24 protein-coding genes are annotated in these 25,055 nt (G+C 63.3%); 4 read left to right on the top strand and 20 right to left on the bottom strand.

Annotated features, from left to right (window positions below):
* Nucleotides 1-64: 64 nt before the first annotated feature.
* The 12 genes from nadD to HMPREF2760_RS11420 all read right to left on the bottom strand — a co-directional run bounded on the left by nadD (nucleotide 65) and on the right by HMPREF2760_RS11420 (nucleotide 13,249).
* Nucleotides 65-682, bottom strand: a complete 618-nt coding sequence (nadD, locus tag HMPREF2760_RS11475; RefSeq protein WP_070530460.1) for a nicotinate-nucleotide adenylyltransferase — start codon at nucleotides 680-682, stop codon at nucleotides 65-67.
* Nucleotides 675-1,532, bottom strand: coding sequence for a cutinase family protein (locus HMPREF2760_RS11470; protein WP_070597452.1), 858 nt, complete (start codon nucleotides 1,530-1,532; stop codon nucleotides 675-677). Before HMPREF2760_RS11470 ends, nadD begins: the two co-directional genes overlap by 8 nt.
* A 10-nt stretch (nucleotides 1,533-1,542) precedes the next feature.
* On the bottom strand, nucleotides 1,543-2,463 hold the full coding sequence (locus tag HMPREF2760_RS11465) for a cutinase family protein (protein WP_070519502.1): 921 nt from the start codon (nucleotides 2,461-2,463) through the stop codon (nucleotides 1,543-1,545).
* A 185-nt stretch (nucleotides 2,464-2,648) separates the two neighbouring features.
* Entirely contained in the window at nucleotides 2,649-3,917 is a 1,269-nt protein-coding gene (locus tag HMPREF2760_RS11460; RefSeq protein WP_070597451.1) for a glutamate-5-semialdehyde dehydrogenase, read from the bottom strand.
* A gap of 75 nt (nucleotides 3,918-3,992) precedes the next feature.
* Entirely contained in the window at nucleotides 3,993-4,499 is a 507-nt protein-coding gene (locus HMPREF2760_RS11455) for a DUF1707 SHOCT-like domain-containing protein (RefSeq protein WP_070597450.1), read from the bottom strand.
* Complete coding sequence (locus HMPREF2760_RS11450; RefSeq protein WP_070597449.1) at nucleotides 4,499-5,404, bottom strand: D-isomer specific 2-hydroxyacid dehydrogenase family protein; 906 nt, start codon at nucleotides 5,402-5,404, stop codon at nucleotides 4,499-4,501. The genes HMPREF2760_RS11455 and HMPREF2760_RS11450 overlap by 1 nt, the downstream gene beginning before the upstream one ends.
* 15 nt (nucleotides 5,405-5,419) lie before the next feature.
* A complete protein-coding gene (locus tag HMPREF2760_RS11445; RefSeq protein WP_070597448.1) occupies nucleotides 5,420-6,349 on the bottom strand; it encodes a D-isomer specific 2-hydroxyacid dehydrogenase family protein in 930 nt (309 codons plus the stop codon).
* A complete protein-coding gene (gene proB, locus HMPREF2760_RS11440) occupies nucleotides 6,349-7,509 on the bottom strand; it encodes a glutamate 5-kinase (protein ID WP_227486272.1) in 1,161 nt (386 codons plus the stop codon). Before proB ends, HMPREF2760_RS11445 begins: the two co-directional genes overlap by 1 nt.
* A gap of 91 nt (nucleotides 7,510-7,600) precedes the next feature.
* A complete protein-coding gene (gene obgE / locus HMPREF2760_RS11435; RefSeq protein ID WP_070597446.1) occupies nucleotides 7,601-9,130 on the bottom strand; it encodes a GTPase ObgE in 1,530 nt (509 codons plus the stop codon).
* A gap of 158 nt (nucleotides 9,131-9,288) precedes the next feature.
* Nucleotides 9,289-9,567, bottom strand: coding sequence for a 50S ribosomal protein L27 (gene rpmA, locus HMPREF2760_RS11430; protein WP_070597445.1), 279 nt, complete (start codon nucleotides 9,565-9,567; stop codon nucleotides 9,289-9,291).
* Nucleotides 9,568-9,610: 43 nt separating this feature from the next.
* Complete coding sequence (rplU, locus tag HMPREF2760_RS11425) at nucleotides 9,611-9,916, bottom strand: 50S ribosomal protein L21 (RefSeq protein WP_010190885.1); 306 nt, start codon at nucleotides 9,914-9,916, stop codon at nucleotides 9,611-9,613.
* Nucleotides 9,917-10,117: 201 nt separating this feature from the next.
* Nucleotides 10,118-13,249, bottom strand: a complete 3,132-nt coding sequence (locus HMPREF2760_RS11420) for a translation initiation factor IF-2 N-terminal domain-containing protein (RefSeq protein WP_070597444.1) — start codon at nucleotides 13,247-13,249, stop codon at nucleotides 10,118-10,120.
* Between the two features lie 156 nt (nucleotides 13,250-13,405).
* On the opposite strand from HMPREF2760_RS11420, the gene HMPREF2760_RS11415 reads away from it, so the two are divergent.
* The gene (locus HMPREF2760_RS11415; protein WP_246823690.1) at nucleotides 13,406-14,209 is read left to right on the top strand and encodes a hypothetical protein; all 804 of its coding nucleotides are present in this window, start codon (nucleotides 13,406-13,408) and stop codon (nucleotides 14,207-14,209) included.
* On the opposite strand, the gene arsB is transcribed toward HMPREF2760_RS11415, so the two are convergent.
* Nucleotides 14,206-15,270: an ACR3 family arsenite efflux transporter gene (gene arsB / locus HMPREF2760_RS11410; RefSeq protein ID WP_070597442.1), complete on the bottom strand. Its 1,065-nt coding sequence runs from the start codon at nucleotides 15,268-15,270 to the stop codon at nucleotides 14,206-14,208. The two genes, HMPREF2760_RS11415 and arsB, sit on opposite strands and share 4 nt — an antisense overlap.
* A 111-nt stretch (nucleotides 15,271-15,381) precedes the next feature.
* On the opposite strand from arsB, the gene HMPREF2760_RS11405 reads away from it, so the two are divergent.
* Nucleotides 15,382-15,732 carry an ArsR/SmtB family transcription factor gene (locus HMPREF2760_RS11405; protein WP_046648980.1) on the top strand — a complete coding sequence of 117 codons (351 nt, stop codon included), beginning with the start codon at nucleotides 15,382-15,384 and terminating at the stop codon, nucleotides 15,730-15,732.
* Nucleotides 15,733-15,852: 120 nt separating this feature from the next.
* Here the strand turns inward: HMPREF2760_RS11405 and ndk are convergent, their stop codons facing one another.
* The 6 genes from ndk to HMPREF2760_RS11375 are packed head-to-tail and all read right to left on the bottom strand — an operon-like array spanning nucleotide 15,853 to nucleotide 22,244.
* Nucleotides 15,853-16,263, bottom strand: a complete 411-nt coding sequence (gene ndk / locus HMPREF2760_RS11400; RefSeq protein WP_070519481.1) for a nucleoside-diphosphate kinase — start codon at nucleotides 16,261-16,263, stop codon at nucleotides 15,853-15,855.
* 59 nt (nucleotides 16,264-16,322) lie between these two features.
* On the bottom strand, nucleotides 16,323-16,634 hold the full coding sequence (locus tag HMPREF2760_RS11395) for a hypothetical protein (RefSeq protein ID WP_070597441.1): 312 nt from the start codon (nucleotides 16,632-16,634) through the stop codon (nucleotides 16,323-16,325).
* A 5-nt stretch (nucleotides 16,635-16,639) separates the two neighbouring features.
* The gene (locus HMPREF2760_RS11390) at nucleotides 16,640-17,485 is read right to left on the bottom strand and encodes an alpha/beta hydrolase (RefSeq protein WP_070597461.1); all 846 of its coding nucleotides are present in this window, start codon (nucleotides 17,483-17,485) and stop codon (nucleotides 16,640-16,642) included.
* A gap of 48 nt (nucleotides 17,486-17,533) precedes the next feature.
* On the bottom strand, nucleotides 17,534-17,980 hold the full coding sequence (locus HMPREF2760_RS11385) for a DUF4233 domain-containing protein (RefSeq protein ID WP_070530438.1): 447 nt from the start codon (nucleotides 17,978-17,980) through the stop codon (nucleotides 17,534-17,536).
* Nucleotides 17,977-19,506 (bottom strand): bifunctional tetrahydrofolate synthase/dihydrofolate synthase, encoded by a 1,530-nt coding sequence (locus tag HMPREF2760_RS11380; RefSeq protein ID WP_070597440.1) that lies wholly within the window; start codon nucleotides 19,504-19,506, stop codon nucleotides 17,977-17,979. The genes HMPREF2760_RS11385 and HMPREF2760_RS11380 overlap by 4 nt, the downstream gene beginning before the upstream one ends.
* Nucleotides 19,506-22,244: a valine--tRNA ligase gene (locus tag HMPREF2760_RS11375; RefSeq protein WP_070597439.1), complete on the bottom strand. Its 2,739-nt coding sequence runs from the start codon at nucleotides 22,242-22,244 to the stop codon at nucleotides 19,506-19,508. Before HMPREF2760_RS11375 ends, HMPREF2760_RS11380 begins: the two co-directional genes overlap by 1 nt.
* A gap of 57 nt (nucleotides 22,245-22,301) precedes the next feature.
* On the opposite strand from HMPREF2760_RS11375, the gene panB reads away from it, so the two are divergent.
* Both panB and panC read left to right on the top strand, forming a co-directional pair.
* A complete protein-coding gene (panB, locus tag HMPREF2760_RS11370) occupies nucleotides 22,302-23,123 on the top strand; it encodes a 3-methyl-2-oxobutanoate hydroxymethyltransferase (protein WP_070519471.1) in 822 nt (273 codons plus the stop codon).
* An 11-nt stretch (nucleotides 23,124-23,134) separates the two neighbouring features.
* Nucleotides 23,135-23,956: a pantoate--beta-alanine ligase gene (gene panC, locus HMPREF2760_RS11365; RefSeq protein ID WP_070519469.1), complete on the top strand. Its 822-nt coding sequence runs from the start codon at nucleotides 23,135-23,137 to the stop codon at nucleotides 23,954-23,956.
* On the opposite strand, the gene HMPREF2760_RS11360 is transcribed toward panC, so the two are convergent.
* Entirely contained in the window at nucleotides 23,953-24,915 is a 963-nt protein-coding gene (locus HMPREF2760_RS11360) for a malate dehydrogenase (RefSeq protein ID WP_070530427.1), read from the bottom strand. The two genes, panC and HMPREF2760_RS11360, sit on opposite strands and share 4 nt — an antisense overlap.
* Between the last annotated feature and the right edge of the window lie 140 nt (nucleotides 24,916-25,055).

Below are 25,055 nucleotides of genomic sequence, written 5' to 3'. Positions count from 1 at the left end.
TTACACGACAAGGCTCATTTTCCTAGTCGAATTCCCCCGCCCGACTACCGGAAAGGCGCAGACGTTACAGGGGCTTTTCCGGGTGCGGACCATAGAGGTGGTTCTTGGCAATGTATTGCACCACCCCATCCGGCACGAGGTACCACACCGGCTGGCCCTGCTGCGCGCGGGCGCGGCAATCAGTAGAGGAAATGGCCATGGCGGGGATTTCAATCAGCTCGATATCATCCTGGGAATCCTGCGGCAGCATGTCCTTGCGCAGGTCATAGCCGGGACGGGTCACGCCGACGAAGTGGGCCATCTCCAGCATCTCCTCCCAGTTGCGCCAGCTCATGATGGAGGCCACCGAATCCGCGCCGGTGATGAAGTAAAGCTCGGCGTCCGGGAAGATTCCGCGCAGATCCCGCAGCGTATCGATGGTGTAGGTGGGCCCCTCACGGTCGATGTCCACGCGGGAGACAGTAAAGCGCGGGTTCGACGCCGTGGCCACCATGGTCATCAGGTAGCGGTGCTCGGCGGCGGTGACCTGCTTATCGGCTTTTTGCCAGGGCTGGCCGGTGGGGACGAAGACCACCGTGTCGAGGCGGAAACGGTGGGCTACCTCGCTGGCGGCGACGAGGTGACCGTTATGGATGGGGTCAAAGGTGCCGCCCATGATGCCGATGCGTTGCGGACTAGTCATGGCTGGTGAGTATACCGGCCACGGAGTCGATGACCTGCATGTCCTGCCCGGAAGGCTCCGCCAAGAAATAGGAGGCATGGCGCTCAGCCTTGGTGGCCAGGGCGCGGTTAGCGGCGTCGAGGGAGAAATCGCAGACGAAATCCCCTTCCAGGCAATAATCGACGTAGCGCTGCGCCGGCAGCCCGGTGCGGTTCTTAGCCCACGGCACCTGGTGCAAGGGATTGCCAAAGGTGAGCACACCATGCAGGCGCCCGGATTCTGCGAGGTACTCCTCCGTGCTTGTCGCGACGAGCGCTCCTTGCGAATAGCCAGCGGCTACCCAACGCGGGTGGCAGCCGGTGGTGGCCTCATAGTTGTCCACCACCTTCGGCGCATTGCGGGCGCCGGTGCGCAGGCTGTCGGCAGCTCCAAACGTCACCGAATACGCCATTTCCCCGATGGAATGCTCATGGAGAATCCCGAGCGCTCGCTGCACAAGCTGAAGCGGGCCCAGGTCTTCACCCTCCTGCGCCAAAGGCGGCAGGTTCATCGCGGCCGGGTACGCCTCCGGCCCCAAAGCCAGAACATAAACGCCATCCATTGTGCCGGGGTGGCGCTGCTCTACCTGATGGAACAGGGCGGCAAAGTTGCGTCCCTCAAAGCCGGTGGATTCCGGCGCACGCTCGGAGTAACGCTGCGGGCCTACGTATTCGCCCTGCTCCTCGTTCTGGTCTGAACCGCGTGCGACAAGCACCACGGTGTCGGGGCACGTGCCGACACCGCTCGCCGAGGCCACCGGCGCGCTGAGAAGGGACGCCACCGTACCAAGGGCGGCAGCTACACAGGAAACACGAAAAGAAAGAGACTTCATTCTTTCCTGTTTAGCGGAAACGAACGCCATCTACCATGCGGCCGATGGAATCGTAGACCTGGTTATCCCACTGGTGGTTGGTGAAGAAGTACTGGCCATGGGAGCCGCCGGTGGGCTTGGCGGCGTAGAGGGTCTGGGCGGAGAGGTCGCACACGGCGTCGAGCGGCAGGCAGTAGTCCACGCGGCTGACGTTGGCGCGCATCTGCGGGAAGTAACCCATCGGGCCGCCCGCGCCCTGGGTTGCGCCGACGACGGCCGGGTCCCCGGCGCGGGTTAGCGGGTTGCCGAAGGTCACGACGCCTGCGAGCTGACCGCGGTGGGCCAGTTCCACCTCGTGGTTGGCCAGGATCATGGCGCCCTGGGAGTAGCCGGACAGGATGTATTGCGGGTGGCAACCGGTGGCGGCTTCATAGCTGTTGATCGCGCTGGTCACGCCACGATTGCCGGTCTGCACGGAGTACATGAACTGGTTGATGGCGGAGACCGCGGTGTTGATGACCGGGTTGGCGTACTGCGTGGCCAGGCGCACGAGGTCAGCCGCGGTGTTCGGAACCGACTCGTTCGGAACAGAGTATTCCGGGTAGGTCGCCGGATAGTACTGCGGCTCCAGCCCCAGCACGTAGACGTCCTTCATCAGCGAATTTCCGCCGTGAGTGGCCTGGTAGCGTGCCTCGGCGCCCTGCAGCATGGCGCGGATGGATTCGCCCTCCCATCCATTGGAGGCGCGGCCGCCCTGGTTCGAATACTGCGTGGGGTAGACCTGACCGTTTTGGCCGGAGCCGCGCGCGGCGACGACGACCACTGCGGGGCACTGTTCGTCAGCGTGCGCGGCGGGTGCAGAGATGGTTTGCGGGACAATGAAGGCGGACACGGCCATGACGGCGGCGGCCACGGAGGAAGCAATGCGGGACAGCATGGGAGAAGGCACCATTCAGTTCTTTGTTATTACCGCGCTTTAGAATACCCAGTGCTCCCCCGGCGCGCAGCACGAACCCCGCGCAAGGCAAAACAATCTACTCGAAAAGTTTTCGAGTAGATTGTTTTGCGCAGGTCAGCCTCGAAAAATTCTTTTCGAGTAGCTTTCGAGTAGCTTTCGAGTAGCTTTTCTAGCTGTCCCTAGGGGCGGGTCTGGCCGGTGCCCTGCAGCACCCACTTGGTGGATGTTAGCTCCGGCAGCGCCATCGGGCCGCGCGCATGCAGCTTCTGGGTGGAGATGCCGATTTCGGCGCCCATGCCGTAGACCTCGCCATCGGTAAACGCGGTGGCGGCGTTGAGCATGACCGCTGCGGCATCCACCTCGTTGGCGAAGGTCAGCAGCACGTCAGCATCCTGGGCCGCAATGGCCTCGGTGTGGCCGGTGGTGTACTCGGCAATGTGCGCGATGGCGCCGTTGACGCCGTCGACCACCTTGGCGCAGATATCCATGGAGAGGAATTCTTCGCGCCACTCCTCGTCGGTGGCCTCCACGGCGTCCTCAACGCCGAAGGCCTCGAGCTCCTTCACATCGCCGTGGATGGTCACGCCTGCCTCCTGAAGGGAGGTGATGATGCGGAGCTTGGAGGCGTCGTCAAGGGCAGCGTCGATCAGCACGCACTCCGTTGAGTTACACACAGAGGGACGGCGGGTCTTGCCGTTGATCACCATGTCGACGGCCTTGTCCAGGTCAGCGGAGGCATCGACATAGAAGTGGCAGTTGCCGGTACCGGTCTCGATGGCGGGGACGGTGGCGTTTTCCACCACGGCGTTGATAAGGCGCGCGCCGCCACGCGGGATAACCAGGTCCACCAGTCCGCGGGCGGTGATGAGGTCCTGCACAGAATCGTGGGACTCACAAGGCAGAAGCTGCACGCCTTCGCGCGGCAGATCAAACTCCACGAGGGTGTCCTGTAGGAGCTCGACGAGCTTGGCGTTGGAGTTCTTCGCGGACTTGGAACCGCGCAGAAGCGGCACGTTGCCGGACTTCAGGGCCAAGCCGAAGGCATCGACGGTGACATTCGGGCGGGCCTCGTAGACCATGCCCATCACGCCGAGCGGCACACGGACCTGCTTCATCTGGATGCCATTATCCATGGTGCGACCCTGCAGGATCTCCCCTACCGGGTCCTGGAGGGAAGCTACCTGGCGTAGGCCGCCGGCAATGCCCTCGATGCGGGCGGCATCAAGCGACAAGCGGTCGATGAGGGATTCGGACATGCCGTTGGCGCGGCCGGCCTCGATATCGAGCTGGTTAGCAGCGAGGATGTCCTCGGTGTGCGCGATGAGGATTTCCGCGGCTCGGTTGAGGATTTCATTCTTGCGCGGGGTGGGCAGCTGCGCGAACTGCGGCGCCACCGCCTTGGCGGCGCGGGCTTTGGACAGAACTTCTTCACGTTCGGTGTTGCTCATGCCATACCAGCGTACGGAAGGTCTGCCTGCTTGTCAGGGATTCTGTGCAGCTATGGGCTTTAAGCAACGCCAGTCTTAGGCCCCGAGCTCGCGGCGACGCTCGGCGGCAGCACGCAGGCGCTCAGCGCGCTTTTTCTTTTCCCCTTCGGAAAGCTCATCGAAGAGCTCTTCATCCGACTCGCTTAACTTCAGCACCCCGCGCGCAGCCCAGGAAGCGAAGAACGCGATGACGGGCGAGATCCAGAAATAGCTCCAGTCGAAGACAAAAAGCCCAAGGAAGAGGGCGATCATCGCTACGGACCAAATGACGGAATCCGCTATCTGCACCTTGCGCCCGCGGGAGAGCATATCCTCTAGCTCCGCCTCGTGGCGGGTGGCGGGTGCTGTAGCACGTGGGGTGGAAAGCTCCGGCAGGTCCGCAAAGAGCTTTGCGACGTCTCCGCGCGTGCGCGCCGCGGCAGCCTCACCGGTGCGCTGCTCAAATTCATCCGGGCCCAACGCACCGTTGACGAAGTGTTGGCTCAACTGCTCCAGGGCCTCAGAGCGCTCCGCATCACCAACGCGGATATCGGGGTTCTCCATTAATAGCCTGCCTTCGGGTCAACCAGAGTAGGCAGCTTGTCCCCCGCCGCGAAAGCCTTGGCCACCTTGACGGTGTGCGCGCCAATCTTTTCTCGCACGGAGCGCTGCGTATTGGCAATGTGTGGGGTGATAACTACGCGCTTATCCTGCCACAGCGGGTGATCCTCCGGCAACGGTTCAGGGTCGGTGACGTCGAGTGCCGCACCCGCGATCTCCCCTGCCTCCAGTGCCGCGACGAGGTCCTCGGTGTTAATGAGCGGGCCGCGGCCCACGTTGACCACGACCGCGTGATCCGGCATCTGTTTAAAAGCCTCCGCGTCCACCATGTGGCGGGTCTCCGGGGTCAGCGGGGCGATAAGGACGAAGTAGTCTGCTTGAGGCCAGACCTTGTCCACTTCAGAAATCGGGTAAGTCTCCTCCGCGCCCTCAACAGGATTGCCGGAGCGGTTCACCGCGATGATGCGCGGCCCAAAGCCGGAGAGCATGCTGATCAGACGCTTGCCAATGCCACCGGCGCCAATAATGGCCACCGTCTTGTCGTCATAAAGATAGGAAGTGTGCGCCTCCATCTCTGCATAGGAATCAAACGTGCCGTTAACGCGACGGTGCGCATGCAGCTGCGCCAAGAGCAGCGCGATGGTGGATTCCGCTACCGTGTTGTCATAGACACCGGCGGCGTTCGACCACGGCACGCTGCTCCCCTTCATCACTTCAAGCACGTGGTCCACGCCCGCCGAAGGAATCTGCACGAAGCCAATGTTCTCCGGCAGCGGGTCCGGGAAGTCAGTGCCATCGCCGGTGTAGATGAGGAAGGAGGCCTCATCTAGCGGGGCGCGCTCAAAGCCCGCGGCGTCGAGCACCTCGATGGTTTCCTCCCAGGAGTGTGGTTCGATGGCGTACTTCATGTACATCCTCCTTAGCTAGTAGCCGGCGTCCGGGTCGACGCGGGTGGGCATATCCTCGCCGCGCTCCCACGCGGCGGCGTTGGCATTGAAGATAGCACCCAGGTGGTACTGGGCCACGTGATCTGAGGCCGCCATGTGCGGCGTCAGCGTGGCGTTGGGTAGATCGTAGAGCGGGTGGCCATCCGGAAGCGGCTCCGGGTCCATGACCTCCAGGCCCGCGCCGGCAATCTCGCCCGTGCGCAGAGCCTCTACGAGATCGTCCGTGACCACGGTGCTGCCGCGGCCGACGTTGACGAACACCGCCGAAGGCTTCATGGCGCGGAACACCGCTGCGTCGAAGAAGGCTTCCGTGGCGGCCGTCGCCGGCAGGATGCTCACGACGAAATCCGCTTTATCCCAGGCCTCGTCGGCGCGCTCGATGGGCAACGTCACGTCCGCTCCCTCTACCGGGCGGCCCGAGCGGTTCACCGCGGTGATGTGCACGCCGAAGGGCGCGAGGTAGGCCATGAGCTGCTTGCCGATGCCTCCCGCGCCCACGATGACCACATGCGTTGGCCCCTGCTGCTCATAGAGCCAGGCTTGGGATTCATCGAGCTCACGCGCCACCGACCAGGACTTCGCGAGGGCGAAAGCCTTGTGGTGGTGCGCCTGGGAGAGCATGAGCCCCAGTGCAGATTCCGCCACGGGCTTGGCAAAAGCACCCGCGGAGTTACACCACGGCAGGCCATCGCGCCGGATGAGCCCGGCATCGATGTGGCGGTTAACCCCAGTGAAGCAGTACTGCACCCACTTGATGTTCTCCGGAATCTCCGGGGTCTGCGCCGGGTCCGAGGCGGTATTCACAAAGACCTCGGCTTCCGCCAAACTTTCGACGCGCTCGTGTCCGGCTGCGTCGATATCTGCCACAGTTGCCGCCCACACGTCGGGGCCCATGAAATAGCGCATTAAATACGGGAGGCGAAGTTGGACAGGTAGTCGGCATGGACAACCGGGCGGCGCATATCCTCCGGCAGCTCATCGGTGTGCTTGCCCAGCAGGTTGTGCAGTGTGGTGGAGTCATAGCCCACCTCGCCGCGCCCGATGACCTGGCCCTTGGGCCCCATGATGTCCACGATCTCACCGGCGTTGAACTCGCCCTTAATGTCGGTAATGCCCACGGCCAGCAGGGAGTTTCCACCTCGGACCACGGCCTCCATGGCGCCCTCGTCCAGGCGCAGGGAGCCACCGGTATCCGCGCAGTACAGAGCCCAGAACTTCCAGGCGGACAGGCGTCGTTCCTCACGGGTGTGGAAGACGGTGCCTACGGAGGCGTCGTCAAGCGCCTGCCCAATATTATCCGCCGAGGTCAACAGCACCGGGATGCCGCCGCGCGTGGCCAGGCGGGCAGCGGAGACCTTCGTGGCCATGCCGCCGGTGCCGACCTTGCCGCCGTCACCAGCCACGACCGCCTTGAGATCCTTGCCGGTGCGCACCTCCTCCACAAACTTGGCGTCCGGCTCGGCCGGGTTCTTGTCGTAGAGGCCGTCCACGTCAGAGAAAAGGAAGAGGGCATCCGCGCCGACCAGATTGGCCACGAGCGCAGAAAGGCGGTCGTTATCACCGAAGTGCATCTCGGAGGTGGCCACGGTGTCGTTCTCGTTGACGATGGGCACCGTGCGCATCTGGCGCAGACGGTCAATGGTGCGCTGGGCGTTGCGGGCGCGATCGCGCTTGCCGACGTCCGACGCGGTCAGCAGCACCTGGCCAATGGTGCGGTTATAGCGGGCAAAGGACACACCCCACTCGTAGGCCAAGTGCACCTGGCCCACCGCGGCTGCCGCCTGCTTGGTGGCCAAATCGGTGGGGCGGGTGGTCAGGCCCAACGGGCCCATTCCGGCGGCCACGGCACCGGAGGAGACGATGATGATGTCGGAGACGTTCATGCGTGCGCAGACGGCGTCAACGATCTTGTCGATCTTCTCGGTGGAGGTCACGAAGTCATCGCGCGTTAGCGACGAGGATCCGATCTTGATGACGATGCGCTTGGCTTTAGAGATCTCCTCGCGCAGCGGCGAGGAGAAACCGCTGGATTTCTCCGATAGCGTGGTCGTCTCCGGATAGTCCATATCCGGGGTTGGCCCCTCGAAGGGTTCGAGGGGAAGAGGATAGTCGAGCTGGTTGTCGTGTTCGGATGACATACCGGCTCAGTATACCGGGCTAACCCTGCCAGCGATCGCGGTTCGCGGACTCGCGAGTGACTTCCCCGTCCGTGCCAAAGTCGAACTCGTCCACGAGGCCGCGGCGCGCCTGGGAGGCGCGCTTGCGCTCAGCGGCGGAGACGCGGTCGGTGCCCATGAGGCGGCCGTCCTGTCCGCGGCCCGCGTCGGTGGCGCGGCCACCGGCCATCGGCTCGTACTCGAAGGTGATGTCCCCGATGGTGACCGGGCAGCCTTCCTCCGCGCCCTGGCGGTGCAGCTCTTCCTCGACACCGGCCTTGGCCAGGCGGTCCGCAAGGTAGCCCACGGCCTCGTCGTTTTCGAAGTCGGTCTGGCGAATCCAGCGGTCGATCTTGTCGCCTTCGACGATGAATCCGCCCTCCACCTCGGGGTTGGGGCGGACGGTGAAGTCCGCGAAGGAGCCCTTCTTTTTCTTGCCCACGGACTTGGGCTGAATGATGGTGTGGTTCTTGTCCACCGCCGCCTTGGGCTGTGACTTGCGGTGTTCTTTCACCATCTCCATCAGCTTGTACTTGAGGGGCTCTAGGCCCTTGCGCGCCACCGCGGAAATGATGAAAACCGGCCAGCCGTACTTCTCCTCGAGGTCACCCTTGACGAATTCCGCGAGCTCCTCTGCCTCGGGAACATCCGCTTTATTAAGGATGATGACGCGCGGGCGATCGCGCAGGTCACCGAGGCCGGTGTCCTGTTCCAGGAGCTCCTGGTACTTGGCCAGCTCGGTCTCGAGCGCCTCGATGTCGGAAAGCGGATCGCGGCCCGGCTCGATGGAAGCGGTATCCACCACGTGGGCGAGAACCGCTGTGCGCTCGATGTGGCGTAGGAAGTCGAGGCCTAGGCCCTTGCCCTCGGCGGCTCCCGGGATGAGCCCCGGGACATCCGCCATGGTGAAGGATTCGTAGCCCATGTCCACCACGCCTAGGTTGGGCTGGAGGGTGGTGAAGGGATAGTCACCGATCTTCGGCTTGGCTGCCGAAAGGACGGAGATGAGGGAGGACTTGCCCGCGGAGGGGAAACCGACGAGGCCGACGTCCGCCATGGACTTCAGCTCCAAGATTAGATCGCGCGCCTGGCCCGGCTCGCCCTGCAGCGCAAAGCCCGGGGCCTTACGGGCGGCGGAGGCCAGCGCGGCGTTACCAAGCCCGCCGAAGCCGCCTTCGGCCGCCACGAAGCGGGTTCCCGGGACCGTGAGATCCGCGAGCATCTCCCCGTCCTCGGTATAGACCACGGTGCCTTCAGGGACCTCGAGGATGAGATCCTCGCCGCGCGCGCCGTTGCGCCAGTCACCGGCGCCGTTGCCGCCGCGGCCGGACTTCAGGTGCGGGCGGTAGTGGAAATCCATGAGGGTGTGGATCTGGGGTGAGACCTCCAGCAGGATGTCTCCGCCGTGGCCGCCGTTGCCGCCATCAGGTCCGCCGAGCGGCTTAAATTTTTCGCGGTGGACGGAGGCGCAGCCGTGTCCGCCATCGCCTGCCTGCAAGTGCAAAACCACTCGGTCAATGAATCGTGCCATGCCCGCTAGTCTAACGGTTCCTGGCATACCGTCCTAGTTGAGCACTGCGGGGATCTGAAGCAACGCCCCTTTAGTTTTCTCCACGCTCCCCCACCACGCCGGCCACGTGAAAACGACAAAATCCCGAGCGAAAAGCTCGGGATTACGCCATGAAGCTCTTAAGCAGTTGCTTCTGCAGCAACCTCTTCGGCCGGAACAATGTTGACCAGACGACGTCCACGCTTGACGCCGAACTCAACAGAGCCTGCCGCGAGAGCGAACAGGGTATCGTCGCCGCCGCGACCAACGTTCTCACCCGGGTGGAACTTGGTGCCGCGCTGACGCACGATGATCTCGCCGGCCTTAACCTGCTGACCACCGAAGCGCTTAACGCCGAGGCGCTTGGACTCGGAATCGCGACCGTTGCTGGAGCTGGAAGCACCCTTCTTGTGTGCCATGTGGTTTCCCCTCCTTCAGGGATGAATTAGAGCCGGTTAAGGCTTACTTGATACCGGTAATCTTCAGCGTGGTCACCGGCTGACGGTGACCAAGGCGACGCTTGTAACCAGTCTTGTTCTTGTACTTGAGGATGTCGATCTTCGGGCCCTTGCCCTGCTCGACAATTTCAGCGGAGACGGAGACCTTCTCCAGGTCTGCAGCCTTCGACTTGACGGTTGCGCCATCGACGAGCAGAACCGGGGTGAGAGCAACGGAGGAACCCGGCTCACCCTCGATCTTCTCGACCTTGACGAGGTCACCTTCAGCAACCTTGTACTGCTTTCCGCCGGTCTTGACGATCGCGTACATAGAGGGCTACCCCTTATCTAAACTCGGCTCGCTAGCAGCTGGGTGGTGCCGCTAACGAATGGACATTGGACATTGGCGTTTAGAACCACATCCGCGAGAGACGTGCGGGAACCGCAGCGCGTCCCATCAAGCGCATTCATGGTCTAAACAGCGACTGTCAAAGACTACCCCGTGAGGGGGCGAAAAGGCAAAACGCCTTTTCTAGCGCGACCTGCGCCGTGCTACTCGACGCCTCCCGCGCCCGCCCTTTCGTGCCTTCGACGCTGTGGTCTGTGCGGAAGACTCTCGCCGCTGCGCCTCGCTCCCCTGCCCGCGTTCATTCAGCCTCTGGGTGGCTTGGCTCTGCGCCATCTTGCGCACCACTCGGCGGCGGCCGCGACCGCGGGTAGCGCGCACGCTCGTGTTCTCGCCCGACTCCGCGCCCTTGCGCTCAGCCTTGGCCTCCTTCTTAGAGGTGGCTAGCTGAGCGTCCTTGGCCGGGGCCTCGTCCTGCGCGAAGTCTTCACGCTTCGGGCGAATATCCGAACGAGAGTTTCCGCGCGTGCGGCGCTTGCGGCGCGGTGACTTCTCAAAAGCCTCGACGGCCTCTTCATAGGTCTGCTCCGAGCGCTGCGTGGATGCCTTTTCCGCACCGGCGTGCTCATCGCGCTTGCCGTGCTTCGCGCGCGAGCCCTCACTCGTCTCCTCGCGCTGTGGCTCCTGGAAGGTACGCGTTGCCCGGCGCGGTTTGCGCGAGCGCTTCGCCTTCGACTTCGGCTTCGAGCGCTTCGCGTCCAGGCTTTCCGCTACGGCATAGCCAATGGAGGCACTATCCGGGGTATCCGGCTCGTCCTCTTCGACGACGACCACGTTGGCCACGAGCTCCTCCAAGGAGGACTCGTCGTCGCGCGAAGCTTCCTTTTCTGTGGCAGTTTCGTGCTCGGCGGCTTCCACCTCGTCGCGGTGCATGCGCACGGCAGCCGGGTGCTGCTTCGGATCGCGCTGCGGTGCGCGGCGCTCCTTGCGGCCACGGCGCTGCGGCTTCGAATTCTCCTCCTCGGCATCCTCATCAACCGGGTACTCGTGAATGATGATTCCCCGGCCATGGCAGGCCTCGCACTCGGTGGAGAAAGTCTCGATGAGGCCTGTGCCCACGCGCTTTCGCGTCATCTGCACCAGGCCCAGTGAGGTGACCTCAGAAACCTGGTGGCGCGTCCGGTCACGTCCCAGCGCTTCCTTGAGGCGGCGCAGCACAAGGTCCTGGTTTTCCGGCAGCACCATATCGATGAAGTCCACGACGATCATGCCGCCGATATCGCGCAGGCGCATTTGGCGCACGATCTCCTCGGCCGCCTCGAGGTTATTGCGGGTCACCGTCTCCTCGAGGTTGCCACCGGAGCCGGTGAATTTGCCCGTGTTGACGTCAATGACCGTCATGGCCTCAGTGCGGTCAATGACGAGGGTGCCGCCAGACGGCAGCCACACCTTGCGACTCAGGGCCTTCTGCAGCTGCTCATCAATGCGGTAGGCGCTGAAGGCATCCTCGCCATCGTGGTCGCGGGCGTCATAGCGCACAACGCGGTCCGCCAAGTCATGCGCCATGGAGTCCACATAGGCGCTGACCGTGTTGTAGGAACGCTTGCCGTCCACAACCAAGGTGCTGAAGTCCTCGTTGAAAAGGTCGCGCACGACCTTAATGAGCAGGTCCGGCTCTTCGTACAAGGTGACCGGCTTGGCACCCTTCGTTGCCTTCTCGTGCGCGGCGCGGGCGCTAATGTCCTCCCACAGGGAGTGCAGGCGGTTGACGTCGGACGCGATGTCCTCCTCCGACACGTTCTCCGCTGCGGTACGAATGATGGCGCCGCCATCCCCCGGGATGACGCGCTCCAGAATCCCCTTAAGGCGCTTGCGCTCCGGCGCCGGCAGCTTGCGGGAAATCCCCGCGCTGCGCCCGCCCGGCACATACACCAGGAAGCGGCCGGCCAAAGAAATCTGGGTGGTCAGGCGCGCGCCCTTGTGGCCGATGGGATCCTTGGCCACCTGAACTAGGACCTGATCACCGGACTTCAAGGCGTTTTCCACCTTGCGGCCGCGTCCGCCAATACCCAATGCGCGCCAGTCGATGTCGCCTGCGTACAGCACACCGTTTCGGCCCTGTCCAATATCGACGAAGGCTGCCTCCATCGAGGGCAGCACGTTTTGCACGCGGCCCAAGTAGATATTGCCAATTTGGGAGGGGTGCGTCTCCGTAGTGACGAAGTGCTCGACCAGGAGATCATCCTCCAGCACACCGACCTGGGTGATGATGCCCGCGCCGTCGGTGCGCTGCTTATCGCGCACCACCATGGTGCGCTCTACAGACTCGCGGCGCGCGAGAAACTCCGCTTGGGAGACGATGTGCTGGCGCTCGCGGCCCTTCTCCCGCAGCTCCGCACGGCGGCGGCGCTGCGCCTCGATGCGGGTTGAGCCCTTGATAGCCTTCGGCTCTTCTATGCGCTCGACTTCCTCGCGGGCTGGCCCGCGGCTTTCCGCCCCGCGGCCGCGGGAGGTTCCGCGGCTGCCACGACGGCGACCACGCGGTTGGTTCGACGGCGCCGAATCTTCCTCGGTTTCTTCCTCGCGCTTTTCTGGCTTCTGGCGCTTGGCCAGCGGAGTGATCTTCGGCGCCATGAAGACCGGCGCGAAGTCGTACACGTCCGGGTCTTCCTCAGCCATCGGGGTGATCAGCGGGGTGAGGTCCTCGTCCTCGTCGCTATCACCGGCCTCGGCGAGCGCCTCGTGCAGCATTTCGGCATCGACCTTGTCGACGATCTGCGAAATCTCGTTATCAACGTTCTTGCGCACGCGCTCGCGCAGCTTTTCTTCTTCCTCGCTCAGCTGCTCCGGCTCCGCAGCCTGCTCAGCATCCTGTGTCGGCACGGCTTCCTCTGCCTGCCCCTTCAACTCAGCCTTCTTGCCTGCCTTGCTCACGCGCTTCGCCGCACGCTTGGCGCGCTTCTTCTTCACGGTTTTCTCCGGCTTTTCCTCAGCCGGGGCTTCAGTAGTTTCTTCGACAGGTGCTTCGGGGGTCTGCTCAGCATCGGCCGTGGTTGCAGCCTGGTCGGTGCCCTCGGTGGCGGGCACGAGGGCGTCGATAAGCTGGCTCACCTCTTCCGGCGTAAGCGTGGACTGTGCGGACTTCTTGATTCCCATCTCCGCGAACTGGGCCACCAATTCCTTGGAAGCCACGCCCACCTGCTTGGCCAAGGCATAAAGGCGAGTCTTGGGGGCGAGTGCCTCGCAGTCAATCCCCGCTACAGCCGCAGCCAACGTCGATTCAATACGTTCTTCTTTTGTTTTCTTCTTGGATGCCATCAGTGGCTAATCTCCTGACGTTGTGCTCACCCCGGGCGCAGGTTGCCGCCACACGGTGGTGAGTCTTTGAAAAATTCTCATCGTCTTTATTAAGTTGTCAGCGCCTTCTATTCTGGCACAGAGCTCGATTAAGGCTCACATGTTAGTATCGCCGCTATGTCCGACGGCACGCCCACAAACACACCTGCAGAGCGGAAAATACCTGTACACGCCCCACGCACTGTGGCGCAGGCGCGCGCCCGCAACGAGATCGCGCTGCGGGATATTGTGACCGTGGCCGCGCCCGCGGGCATCGCTTCAGGCCTTCGCGTCGTTGACTTCCCTTATCCCTACGCGGTCCCGGTCTATGCGGTGCTTTGGATCGCCATGGCCTACGGCGCCATCCGCATCATTCGCAGCAAGCCAAAGTTCGTCCAAGCTGCTCAAGAAGAGTACCGGGCGGGCGATTACCCTCTTCTCGCCTACTTTCTGCCGGTGCTTGCCATCTTCTCCCCTCTCATCACTGAGGGAATTCAGTCCACCGGGGTTCTCAGCGATATCTCACCCAACCCCATCCTTATCGCCGCTGGACTTACTGCCTTCTCCATCCCCGCGTTCATCTTCGGCGGCCGCGCTTTCGGTACCACCTCCTACCGAGTGGGCAAGCGACGCATCAAGGCCATCACCGAACAAGGAAGCCTCGAAGGCGTCACTCAAGAGAGCATCACCGCGGTAGAAGCTCACCCGGAAGTCCTCAGCGGGCTGGTCGCCGCCGGTGCAGTCACTGGCAATACCACCACCATCCCTGCACTGGGGCAGCTGCTCGGCTACGAGGAGGGACTCGAAGAAGAACTCCGTGAGCTCGAGAAGGCCGGCGTGGTGAAGCTACCTGGCCTCATCCAGTGGAATGGTGAGCGGACTTTCAACATCACGCTGACCGAAGCCGGGGTGCGCAGCATGGACGCTGCACGCACGCGCTAGTGCGGAAGAGTGTCATCTCCTGGGAAGAGTTTCGGGCCAATCCACAGCATGAAATAGACCAGACCAACGAGGACTGGAATCTCAACAAGAGGACCAATCGTTCCGGCAAGGGCTTGAGCAGACATCGCTCCGAAGGTGCCGATGGATACTGCAATAGCAAGCTCAAAGTTGTTTCCTGCTGCAGTGAACGCCACGCTGGCAGACTGCGCGTAATTCATGCCAACGGCCTTTGCTACGCCCAGCGACAGCACAAACATGCCCACGAAGTAGATAACCAGCGGCACGGCCACGCGCACTACCGTTGCTGGCTGCTCCACAATGTGCTCGCCCTGCAGGGAAAAGAGCAACACAATTGTGTACAGCAGACCAATCATGGCCAGGGGCGATACAGCTGGGAGGAAGCGGTTCTCAAACCATTCCCGTCCTTTTACCTTTTCGCCCCACACGCGAGACAGCGCACCCAACAGGAACGGTATGCCCAAGAAGACGAGTACGGCCTTGACGATGGCCCAGAAGGAAAAGTCAGCGCTCGTCGTGTCCAGGCCCAGCCATCCGGGGAGGACGCGCAGGTAGAACCAACCCAGAACACCAAACATAGCGACCTGGAAGATGGAGTTCAGGGCGACAAGCACAGCCGTTGCCTCGCGGTCAGCGCATGAGAGGTCCGACCACACAAGCACCATGGCGATACAGCGAGCAAGGCCCACGATGATGAGGCCGGTGCGCAGCTCCGGCTGGTCCGCCAAGAACAGCCACGCCAGGGTAAACATAAACGCCGGCCCCACCAGCCAGTTGAGGACGAGCGATACCGCCATGAGGCGGCCATCCGTGGCAATTTCCTTGGTCTTCTCGTAGCGAACCTTGGCCAAGGGTGGGTACATCATGACGAGGAGACCAATGGCGATCGGGATGGAAATCCCGCCGATTTCAACGGCGCCCAAGGCTTGGCCAATCCCGGGAATGAAGTGGCCAATGAGCAGTCCGGCAGCCATCGCCAGAATGATCCACATGGGTAAAAATCGGTCAAGAAAAGACAACTTCGGGCGCTGCGACACAGCCATGTCCCCCTCCTTCGACGTTAAACAATGGACAATACAAACATGCAATATACAGCACGTATTGATACGCGTCAATATAACGTAGGGTGCAAGGATAACCCCTATACTGATCGCATGGCTTCCTCTTCCACGCCCGAAACCAGCGCGCCCAGCACTGAGTGTTGCTCCTTAAGCACAGGCCCGCTCAGCGACGCCGAGGCGAGGCATTTTTCGCAGCAATTCAAAGTGCTGGCAGACCCTGCCCGCCTGCGTCTTTTGTCCATCCTGTGTGATGAAGGCTGTGGGCCCATGAGCGTCACGGAACTCACCGAGCTCACTGCGCTGAGTCAGCCCACGGTCTCGCACCACCTAGCGCGCCTGCGGGAAGCCGGCTTGCTATCCAGACAGCAATGCGGCCGCACCGTCACCCATCAGGTGCACAAAGACGCTTTTGCGGCCTTGCGCACGCTGCTGTCGTTCGACTAACCGGTACCTGATCGGATCTGCGCTCGAGCACACAGGACGGGTTCGGGTTAAGGGTCAGAAATGACAAAAGCCCGAGCGCTATGCTCGGGCTTCGTTACGCGCTCAGCGCGGTAATCATAGTTAGAGGTTCGGGAACCAGATGGAGATCTCGCGCTCGGCGGACTCCGGGGAGTCGGAGCCGTGGACGACGTTCTCGCCAACGGTCAGAGCGAAGTCACCGCGGATGGTGCCCGGGGTGGCCTTCTCCACCGGGTGGGTGCCACCGGCGAGCTGACGCCATGCGGCGATGGCGGATTCACCTTCGACAACGCCCGCAACCAGCGGTGCGGAGGTGATGAAGTCAACGAGATCGCCGAAGAAAGGCTTATCCTCGTGCTCGGCGTAGTGCTTCTTTGCGGTCTCCTCGTCGGCGACGCGCAGATCCATGGCGACGAGCTTCAGGCCCTTGCGCTCGATGCGGGAGATGATCTCGCCCACGTGGCCGTTCTTCACGCCGTCCGGCTTGATGAGAATGAGTGTACGTTCAGTCATAGGGCACATAGTACAGAACAGGTGCTCCCGCGTCCTGACAGTGGGGCTAATTTTAAGCGCTACGTGAGGTGTTGCACGATTTCTTCCGCGCGCTCATGGCTCGTACCACGAAACCACAGCTGCACTTGACGCACCGCCGTGCCGTATTGACCGCTCTCTAGCAAGCTTTCTAGCTCCTCGCGGTGCCACTCTTCCAGATCCGCAAACTCCACCGGCCGTTCATCGCACTGCTGCTTGAGCATGCCGACGACGAGGAAGACGAAGGCCGGGATCAACAGTGCGAGCGGGAACGCGAAGCCTCCGAAATACAGCTTGGCCACGAGCGCGGCGATGCACAGCAGTGCGGAAAGACCGTAGAGAAGAAAGAGCATGCCGGCTAGTCTAGCGCGTTCAGCGTCGACTGCAGCCAGACGCGAGAGTTCATGAGCAGGCGCTTCGCCTCCGCAGTATAGGGAGCCCACAACTCGAAGGCGTGGACGCCGCCATCCACAACCTCGCACTGCGTGGGCACGCCTGCGGACTTCAGGCGTTCGGCGTAGTCCACAATCTCGCCGTAGAAAAGCTCGCTGCTGCCCGCATACAGCCACGCCGGCGGTAGGCCAGACAGTTCCGCGCGGCGGCCGGGCACGGCATAGGGCGCGTCCGGGTTGCCATTGGTGTAGTAGCGCCAGGCCTGCGCGTTGGAATCCGCATCCCAGATGGGGTTGCGGTCGGTGGACGCTGCGCGGTCATCCAGCATCGGACAGAACAGCCACTGCCCCGCCGGCTGGATTCCGACTTCATCCACAAGGCGCTGGCACAGGGCGGCGGCGAGCCCTCCCCCGGCGCTTTGGCCGCCGATGACAATCCGATCCGGACTAATTCCCAGCTCCTCCGCATGCGTGAGGAGCCAGTGGTGGGCCGAGTGGACGTCGTCAAGCGCGGCCGGATAGGGGTTTTCCGGGGCATAGCGATAGCGCGGCGCGATGACGGTGACGCCGACTTCCGCGGCGGTCTCTTTGAGGTGTTTGACGTCCTGACGCGGATGGCCCATGAGCAGCCCGCCACCGTGGATCCACAGCACGGCGCCGCGCGGGTTCTCCGGGCTATAGATGGTCGCGCGGATTTCGGCGTTTCTCACCCGCTGCGTGCGCACGCCCTGGATATAGGGGGCGGGCCACAGCGCTGGAACTACGCGCCCGGCGCGGCGGATCAGCGGGTTGGTCGGATCCCACAAAGACATGAATGCTGCGCCCGCGCGCAGCTCCGGCCGGATATACACTGCGGCGGCCTACTTCTCAGTCAGGTGCTGCGTGGTGAGGTAGCCGCGGTCCATGCGGGCAACGAGCACCGAGCGCATATACGCCGCCAGAGCCCACAGAAGGGCGAAGATGATGAAGATCGTGGCCACGGACCAGTGGACCATGAAACCAAGAACAATGCCGATGACGTGGAACACGATCAATACCCCGACGATCCAGGGCTTGTTCATGAACGGGAAGGACGCTAACAGCAGCACCATAAATCCGATGACCACGCCATAGTTGAACGGGGTCCACAGGGTGCCGTCGTAGAGCTTGTACAGCATCGGCAGCGCCAGAACCAAGGTGATGAGTTCCAGCGTGAGGGAGCTGGCCACCACCATGCCGCCGAATTGCTTGAGGGGATCCTTGGCCGGCGCTTGGCCTAGTCCGAGCGGGCCGATCTCCTCCTCGGGGACGGGTTTGCGTGGGCTCATGCGGGCTCCTTTCCAAAGAGTGCGCGGGCGTCACCTGCCGTGACTACCGAGCCGGTGATCACGATGCCAGATCCGGACTGCACGTCGGCCTCCTCCGCCAATTCCACGGCTTGGGTATAGGCGCTGGGCAATTCTGGTTCGACGTACACGCGCTCCTCACCGAAAATGTCGCGGGCGAGCTCCGCCAGCTCGTAGGCATCGCGGGCGCGCGGGGAGGTGTTCTGCGTGATGACGACTTCCGTGAGAACGGATTCCAAGGCCGTGAGGATGCCGGCGGCGTCCTTGTCGGCGAAGATGGACACTACGCCGATGAGGCGGGCGAAGTTGAAGTCACGGTCGAGCGCTGCGGCTAGGGCCTTAGCGCCGTGTGGGTTGTGGCAGGCGTCCAAGAACGTCGTGGGGCTGGTGCGCACGCGCTCCAAGCGTCCGGGGGAAATGGCCTTGGCAAAGCCGGTGCGCACGGAGGCGATGTCGAGCTGATTGCCTGACGACGCCCCGAAGAAAGCCTCCACCGCCGCCAAAGCGACGGCCGCGTTCTTGGCTTGGTGCTCGCCGTGTAGCGGCAGGAAGATGTCCTCATAGAGGCCGCCGAGACCTTGGATGGTGAGCTGCTGGCCGCCGACGGCAATGCGGGATTCCAGCGCGGCGAACTCGGAGCCCGCGCGCGCTACGCCGGCGCCTACGTCGACGGTGCGCTGCAGCAACACACGCATGGCCTCCGGCTCCTGCTCGGCGATGATGGCGATGTTCTCCCCCGGCGTGAGCACGTCGTCGGCGTCGTGCTCGCGGGCTTTGATGATGCCGGCCTTTTCACCGGCGATCTCGGTGATGGTGTCACCGAGGTAATCGGTGTGGTCGAGACCCACCGGCATGACCACGGCTACCTCCGCGTTGACCACGTTCGTGGCATCCCACGTGCCGCCGAGGCCGACCTCGACCACGGCGACGTCGATGGGCGCATCGGCGAAGGCCGCGTAGGAAATACCGACGAGCACCTCGAAGGTGGACATGGGGATGTCGGAGCGGGAATCCACCATTTCCACATAGGGCTTGATTTCGCGCCAGATGCGCACGAAGTCGCGCGGGTGGATGGGGTGGCTGTCGATGCCGATGCGCTCGGTCACCAGCTGCAGATGGGGGCTGGTGACTAGGCCTACCCGCCGATGGAAGGAGCGCAGCAGCGAATCGATCATGCGAGCGGTCGAGGACTTGCCGTTGGTGCCGGCGACCTGGATGACGTGGAAGGAACGCTCCGGATTACCCAGGAGATCCATGAGCATCTCGATGCGCTCGAGGCTGGGCTCAATGATGGTTTCGGGGGCGCGAGCGTTAAGCTCCGCCGTCACCTGAGCCAGCTCCGCGAGCTCCTCTGGTGTGGCCTGCTCGGGCGCTGCCTCCTCGTAGTCTTCCTCGCCGCCGAGGTTGAGTGTTAGGCCGGAGTCGGTGATTTCGACCGGCCCACCGTCGGTGCCCTCCGCGAGGGCATCGACGACCTCAAATTCCTCGCGGTCTTTCTCCCCCGCCACTACTTGAGCCCCTCCAGACGTGCGGTGATGCGCTCGACTTCTTCCTGAGCCACCTGCTGGCGCACGCGGATCTTCTCCACGACGGCCTCCGGCGCCTTGGACAGGAAGGCCTCGTTACCCAGCTTCTTGCCGGTCTGGTCCAGCTCCTTCTGGGCCTTGGCCAGATCCTTCTCCAGGCGCTTGCGCTCTGCGGCGACGTCGACGGCGCCGGAGGTGTCCAGGGTGACCTCGACGGTGGCCTGGGACAGGCGCACCTCGATGGAGGCGGACGCGGTGAAGTCCTCACCCGGCTCGGTGGTGTTGGCCAGGTTGCGGATGAGCCCTTCCTGCTCCTGCAGGTCGGCCGCGGCGAAGTCGAGGCGGCCCGGGACCTTCTGGGAAGGCTTGACACCCTGATCGGAACGGAAGCGGCGCAGCTCAGTGATGAGCTTGTCTGCGTCCTGAATGCGGCGGGCGGCTACCTCGTCCTTCTCGGCGCCGCCGTTGGTGTGCTCCTGGGTAGGCCACTGCGCGGTGACGATGGTCTCCCCACCGGTCAGGGCCTTCCACAGGACCTCGGTGACAAACGGCATCGTCGGGTGCAGCAAACGCAGAACCAGATCAAGAACGCGGCCCAGAACGATCTGGGTCGTACGTCCGGTAGCCTGCTCCTCGGCGCTCGCCCCATCGAAGTCACGCGGGATCTGGGTCTTGGCAATCTCCAGGTACCAGTCACACAGCTCATCCCACACGAAGTGGTAGAGCAGCTCGTTGGCCTTGGCAAACTGGTAATCATCCAGGTAGGAATCCACCTTGGCGCGGACCTCTTCGGAACGGTCGAGGATCCAGCGGTCGGCGTCGGTCAGCGCGTCGCGTGCCGGCAGCTCAGCCACGCCCGCGCCGTTCATGAGCGCGAACTTGGTGGCGTTGAAGAGCTTGGTGGCGAAGTTTCGGCCGGCAGCGGCGGCGTCGACAGCCAGCGGCAGGTCCACGCCCGGGTTCGCGCCGCGGGCCAGGGTGAAGCGCAGTGCGTCCGCGCCATAGTCGCGCACCCAATCCATCGGGTCGATGCCGTTGCCCAAGGACTTCGACATCTTGCGGCCCTGCTCATCGCGCACCAGGCCGTGCAGGTAGATATCCGTGAACGGAACCTGCGGGCGGCCGTCCTTACCCTCACCGAGCAACTCCGGAGTGTGGGCGCCGGCGAAGGTGCCGAACATCATCATGCGGGCGACCCAGAAGAAGAGGATGTCATAGGCGGTGACCAACACGTTCGTGGGGAAGAACTTCTCCAGATCGGCGGTCTTTTCCGGCCAGCCCATCGTGGAGAAGGGCCACAGCGCGGAGGAGAACCAGGTGTCCAGAACGTCCGGGTCCTGGACGTAGCCTTCTGGGGCTTCCTCGTCGGGGCCGACGCAGACGATATCTCGCTGGCCGTCCTCGCCCTCCGGGCCGTACCAGATCGGGATGCGGTGGCCCCACCACAGCTGGCGGGAGATGCACCAATCGTGCATGTCATCGACCCACTCGAAGTAGCGCGGCTCCAGGGACTTCGGGTGGATGGTGGTATCGCCCTCGCGGACGGCATCACCGGACATCTTCGCCATCTTCTCCACGGCCACGAACCACTGCAGGCTCAGGCGCGGCTCGATGGGCTCGCCGGAACGCTCCGAGTGGCCCACGGAGTGGACGTAGGGGCGAATCTCCTTGACAATGCGGCCCTGCTCGCGCAGCGCCTCGCGGATCTCCACGCGGGCTTCTTCGCGGGTCAGGCCATCGAACTTCGTGCCGGTGTTCGCGATGTGGCCGGTGGTGTCCATGATGGTGGGCATGTCCAGGTCGTGGCGCAGGCCCATGGCGTAGTCATTCGGATCGTGCGCCGGGGTGATCTTCACGGCACCGGTGCCGAATTCCATGTCCACATAATCATCGGCGATGATCTTCAGGCTCAAATCATCGCGGAAGGGGTGCGGCAGCTCCTTACCCACCAGGTGGGCGTAACGCTCGTCATCGGGGTGGACGGCGATGGCGACGTCACCCAGCATCGTCTCCACACGGGTGGTGGCGACGATGAGGTGCGGTTCGTCGTCGTTCAGCGAGCCATAACGAATGGACACGAGCTCGCCCTCGACGTCCTTGTACACGACCTCGATATCGGACACCGCGGTCTCCAGCACCGGGGACCAATTGACCAGACGGTTAGCCTGGTAGATCATGCCCTCGTCGTAGAGGGTCTTGAAGATGGTCTGCACGGCGCGGGAGAGGCCATCATCCAGGGTGAAGCGCTCGCGGGACCAGTCCACCGAGTCACCGATGGCGCGCATCTGGTTCTGGATGGTGCCACCGAATTCTTCCTTCCACTCCCAGACCTTGTTGATAAATTCCTCGCGCTCATAGTCCCAGCGCTTCTTGCCCTCCTGCTCACGCAGGCGGGCCTCCACCTTGGTCTGGGTAGCGATACCGGCGTGGTCAGCGCCCGGCAGCCACAGGGTGGCATAGCCCTGCATGCGCTTGCGGCGAATGATGGAGTCGATCAGAGTGTGGTCTAGGGCGTGGCCCATGTGCAGCTGGCCGGTGACGTTCGGCGGCGGCAGCACGATGGAATAAGGCTCCGCCTCCGAGGAAGCATCCGGGGTGAAGTAACCGGCGCTTACCCAGCCTTCGTAGAGGTCTTTTTCTACTGCCTGCGGCTCCCAGGACTTGGGAAGCTGGTCCGCGCGGTTGGTGCCAACGAGTTGCTCTTTATTCTGATCAGTCACCTGGCCAACTCTACCCTGTGCGTCAACTGGCACCAGCGCCGTGTCTAGAGTAAGGGCATGTCTCACAACCCTGGCCACCGCGCCCGCCTCCGCACCCGCCATTTCGCCCGCTCTAAAGAAAACTCTCAGGCCTTCGCGTGCCTGACGAGCTATGACTGCATGACCGCCGAAATCTTCGATGAAGCCGGGGTAGATCTCCTGCTCGTCGGCGATTCCCTGGCCAATGTGGTCCTGGGCCGCGAAACCACGCTCTCGCTCACCTTGGATGAGATGATCCCCCTTGCCCGCGCGGTGGTTGCATCGACCTCCCGTGCCTTCGTGGTGGTGGACCTTCCCTTCGGCTCCTATGAGGACGGCCCCTCCCAGGCACTCGAGACCGCGGTGCGCGTCATGAAGGAAACCGGCGCGCAGGCCGTGAAGCTGGAGGGTGGTGCGGAGCGCGCACCGATTGTTGCCGCGCTTGTCGCCGCCGGCATCCCGGTCTGCGCCCACATTGGCTTTACACCCCAGCAGGTCCACGCCTTGGGCGGCTTCGTGGTCCAAGGCCGGGGTGCCGGTGCGGAGAAGCTTCACGACGACGCCCGCGCCCTCGCCGAGGCCGGCGCCTTCGCCGTGGTGCTGGAGATGGTCCCGGCTGCCCTTGCTGAGCAGGTGACCAAGGAGCTGCCCATCCCCACCATCGGCATCGGCGCTGGCACGCAGACCGACGGTCAGATTCTGGTGTGGACCGATGCCTTCGGCCTGGGCGGTCCCAAGGCGCCGCGTTTTGTGCGCCGCTACGCGAATCTGCGCGGCGCGCTGCTGGAAGGAGCGAAGGACTATGTCGCAGATGTGGGTGAACGTTCCTTCCCCAACGCCGAGGAGTCTTTCGAGGACTAAGGTCTTAAGCCATGCAGATCCTCACAACTAAATCCGAACTCCGTGCCTTCCGCGCGGCAACGTCCGGCTCCGTGGGCTTGGTACCCACGATGGGCGCGCTTCACGACGGCCACGCTTCCCTCATTCGCCGCGCCCGCGAAGACAACGACACCGTGGTGTGCTCGGTCTTTGTCAACCCCCTCCAGTTCACGGACCTGGGCGATTGCGAAGACTACCGCGCCTACCCGCGCACCCTCGACGCGGATGCCGCGCTGCTGGACTCGTTGGGAGTCGATGCGGTCTTCGCCCCCAGCGTGGAGGAAATGTACCCGGGCGGTACCCCGCGGGTGTGGGTGCGCACGGGTGAGATGGGCTCGGTCTTGGAAGGCGCTTCACGCCCCGGCCACTTCGACGGCGTAGCCACCGTGGTGAGCAAGCTGTTTCACCTTGTCGCACCGGACCGCGCTTATTTTGGGCAAAAGGATGCGCAGCAAGTAGCCATCATCCGTCGCCTGGTGGCGGACCTCGATGTGCCGCTGGACATCATCAGCGTGCCCATCGTGCGCGCAACGGACGGCGTGGCCGAGTCCAGCCGCAATGCACGCCTCAGTGCCGCCGAGCGTGAGCAGGCGGTCGCCCTATCCCAGGCGCTCTTCGCGCTGCAGGATGGCGCCTCGCTCAAAGAAGCCGAGGCCCAGCTCGCCACCTCCCCCGGCGTGACGGTGGATTACCTCACCGTGGTGGACCCAGCCACGCTCGAGCCCGTAGATACACAACACCGGCCCGCCTTGGCGCTGGTTGCAGCGCAGGTGGGGCCGGTGCGACTCATCGATAACTTGGTGCTGGAGGCTTAGCCCTTCAGCAGGTGGGCTACGGCCTCGCGCTCCTCACGCAGCTCCTGCACGGAGGCCTCGATGCGCTCCTTCTGGAAGTCACTAAGCTCCAGGCCTTGGACGATTTCCCACTTTCCGTCGCGGGAGACGGTGGGGAAACCTGCGACGAGCCCCTCGTCCACGCCATAGGAACCATCCGAAACGATGGCGGCGGTGCGCCAATCCTCGGTGCCATGGATCCAATCGTGCATGTGATCCACCGCGGCGGATGCTGCGGAGGCTGCCGAGGAGCGGCCACGCACGGCGATGATCTCGGCGCCGCGCTTGGCCACCTTCGGAATCATCTCCTCCTTGTACCAGGTCTCATCTACCTCGGCGTTGGAGTAGGTCAGGTCCGGGAACTGGGAGGCGGAGTGGTTGCCCCAAACGGCAACCTTGGTCAGCTCCGCGGTGGGCACGCCCGTCTTGAGGGACACCTGGCTCAGCGTGCGGTTGTGGTCCAGACGCATGAGCGCGCTGAACTGGCTCGGGTCCAGGTCCGGAGCGCTGTTCGCGGCGATATAGGCGTTGGTGTTGGCCGGGTTGCCCACGACGAGGACGCGAACGTCGCGTGCGGCGACGGCGTTCAGCGCCTTGCCCTGCACAGTGAAGATAGCGCCGTTAGCCTCCAACAGGTCAGCGCGCTCCATACCCTTGGTGCGCGGGCGGGAGCCCACGAGGAAAGCGGCCTTGGTGTCCTTGAAGGCCACCTCCGGATCATCGGTGACGGTAATGCCGCGAAGGAGCGGGAAGGCGGAGTCATTAAGTTCCATGGCCACGCCCTCAGCGGCACCAACGGCGTCCGGGATTTCCAGCAATGCGAGTTCAACTGGAGTGTCCTTGCCATAGACATCGCCGGCAGCGATGCGCCACAGCAGGGAGTACGCGATGTTGCCGGCTGCGCCGGTCACGGTGATCTTGACGGGTTGAGAAGCAGTCATGTGTGAATCCTTTCGGCTGGGTACTCACTTCCCCACCCTAGTCCCGTTTTTCGCCCCCATGGGGTGTGATTTTACCCCCGAAAGATGCGAGTTCTTTGCACTTGAACTCCATGGCCGTCTTTTTTCGGCATAGTGGACAA

It is taken from the genome of Corynebacterium sp. HMSC065D07 (genome assembly GCF_001810695.1).
Classification (GTDB): domain Bacteria; phylum Actinomycetota; class Actinomycetes; order Mycobacteriales; family Mycobacteriaceae; genus Corynebacterium; species Corynebacterium hesseae.
Note: the sequence above shows the minus strand (reverse complement) of the source record. Positions and strands in the feature narration are given on the sequence as shown.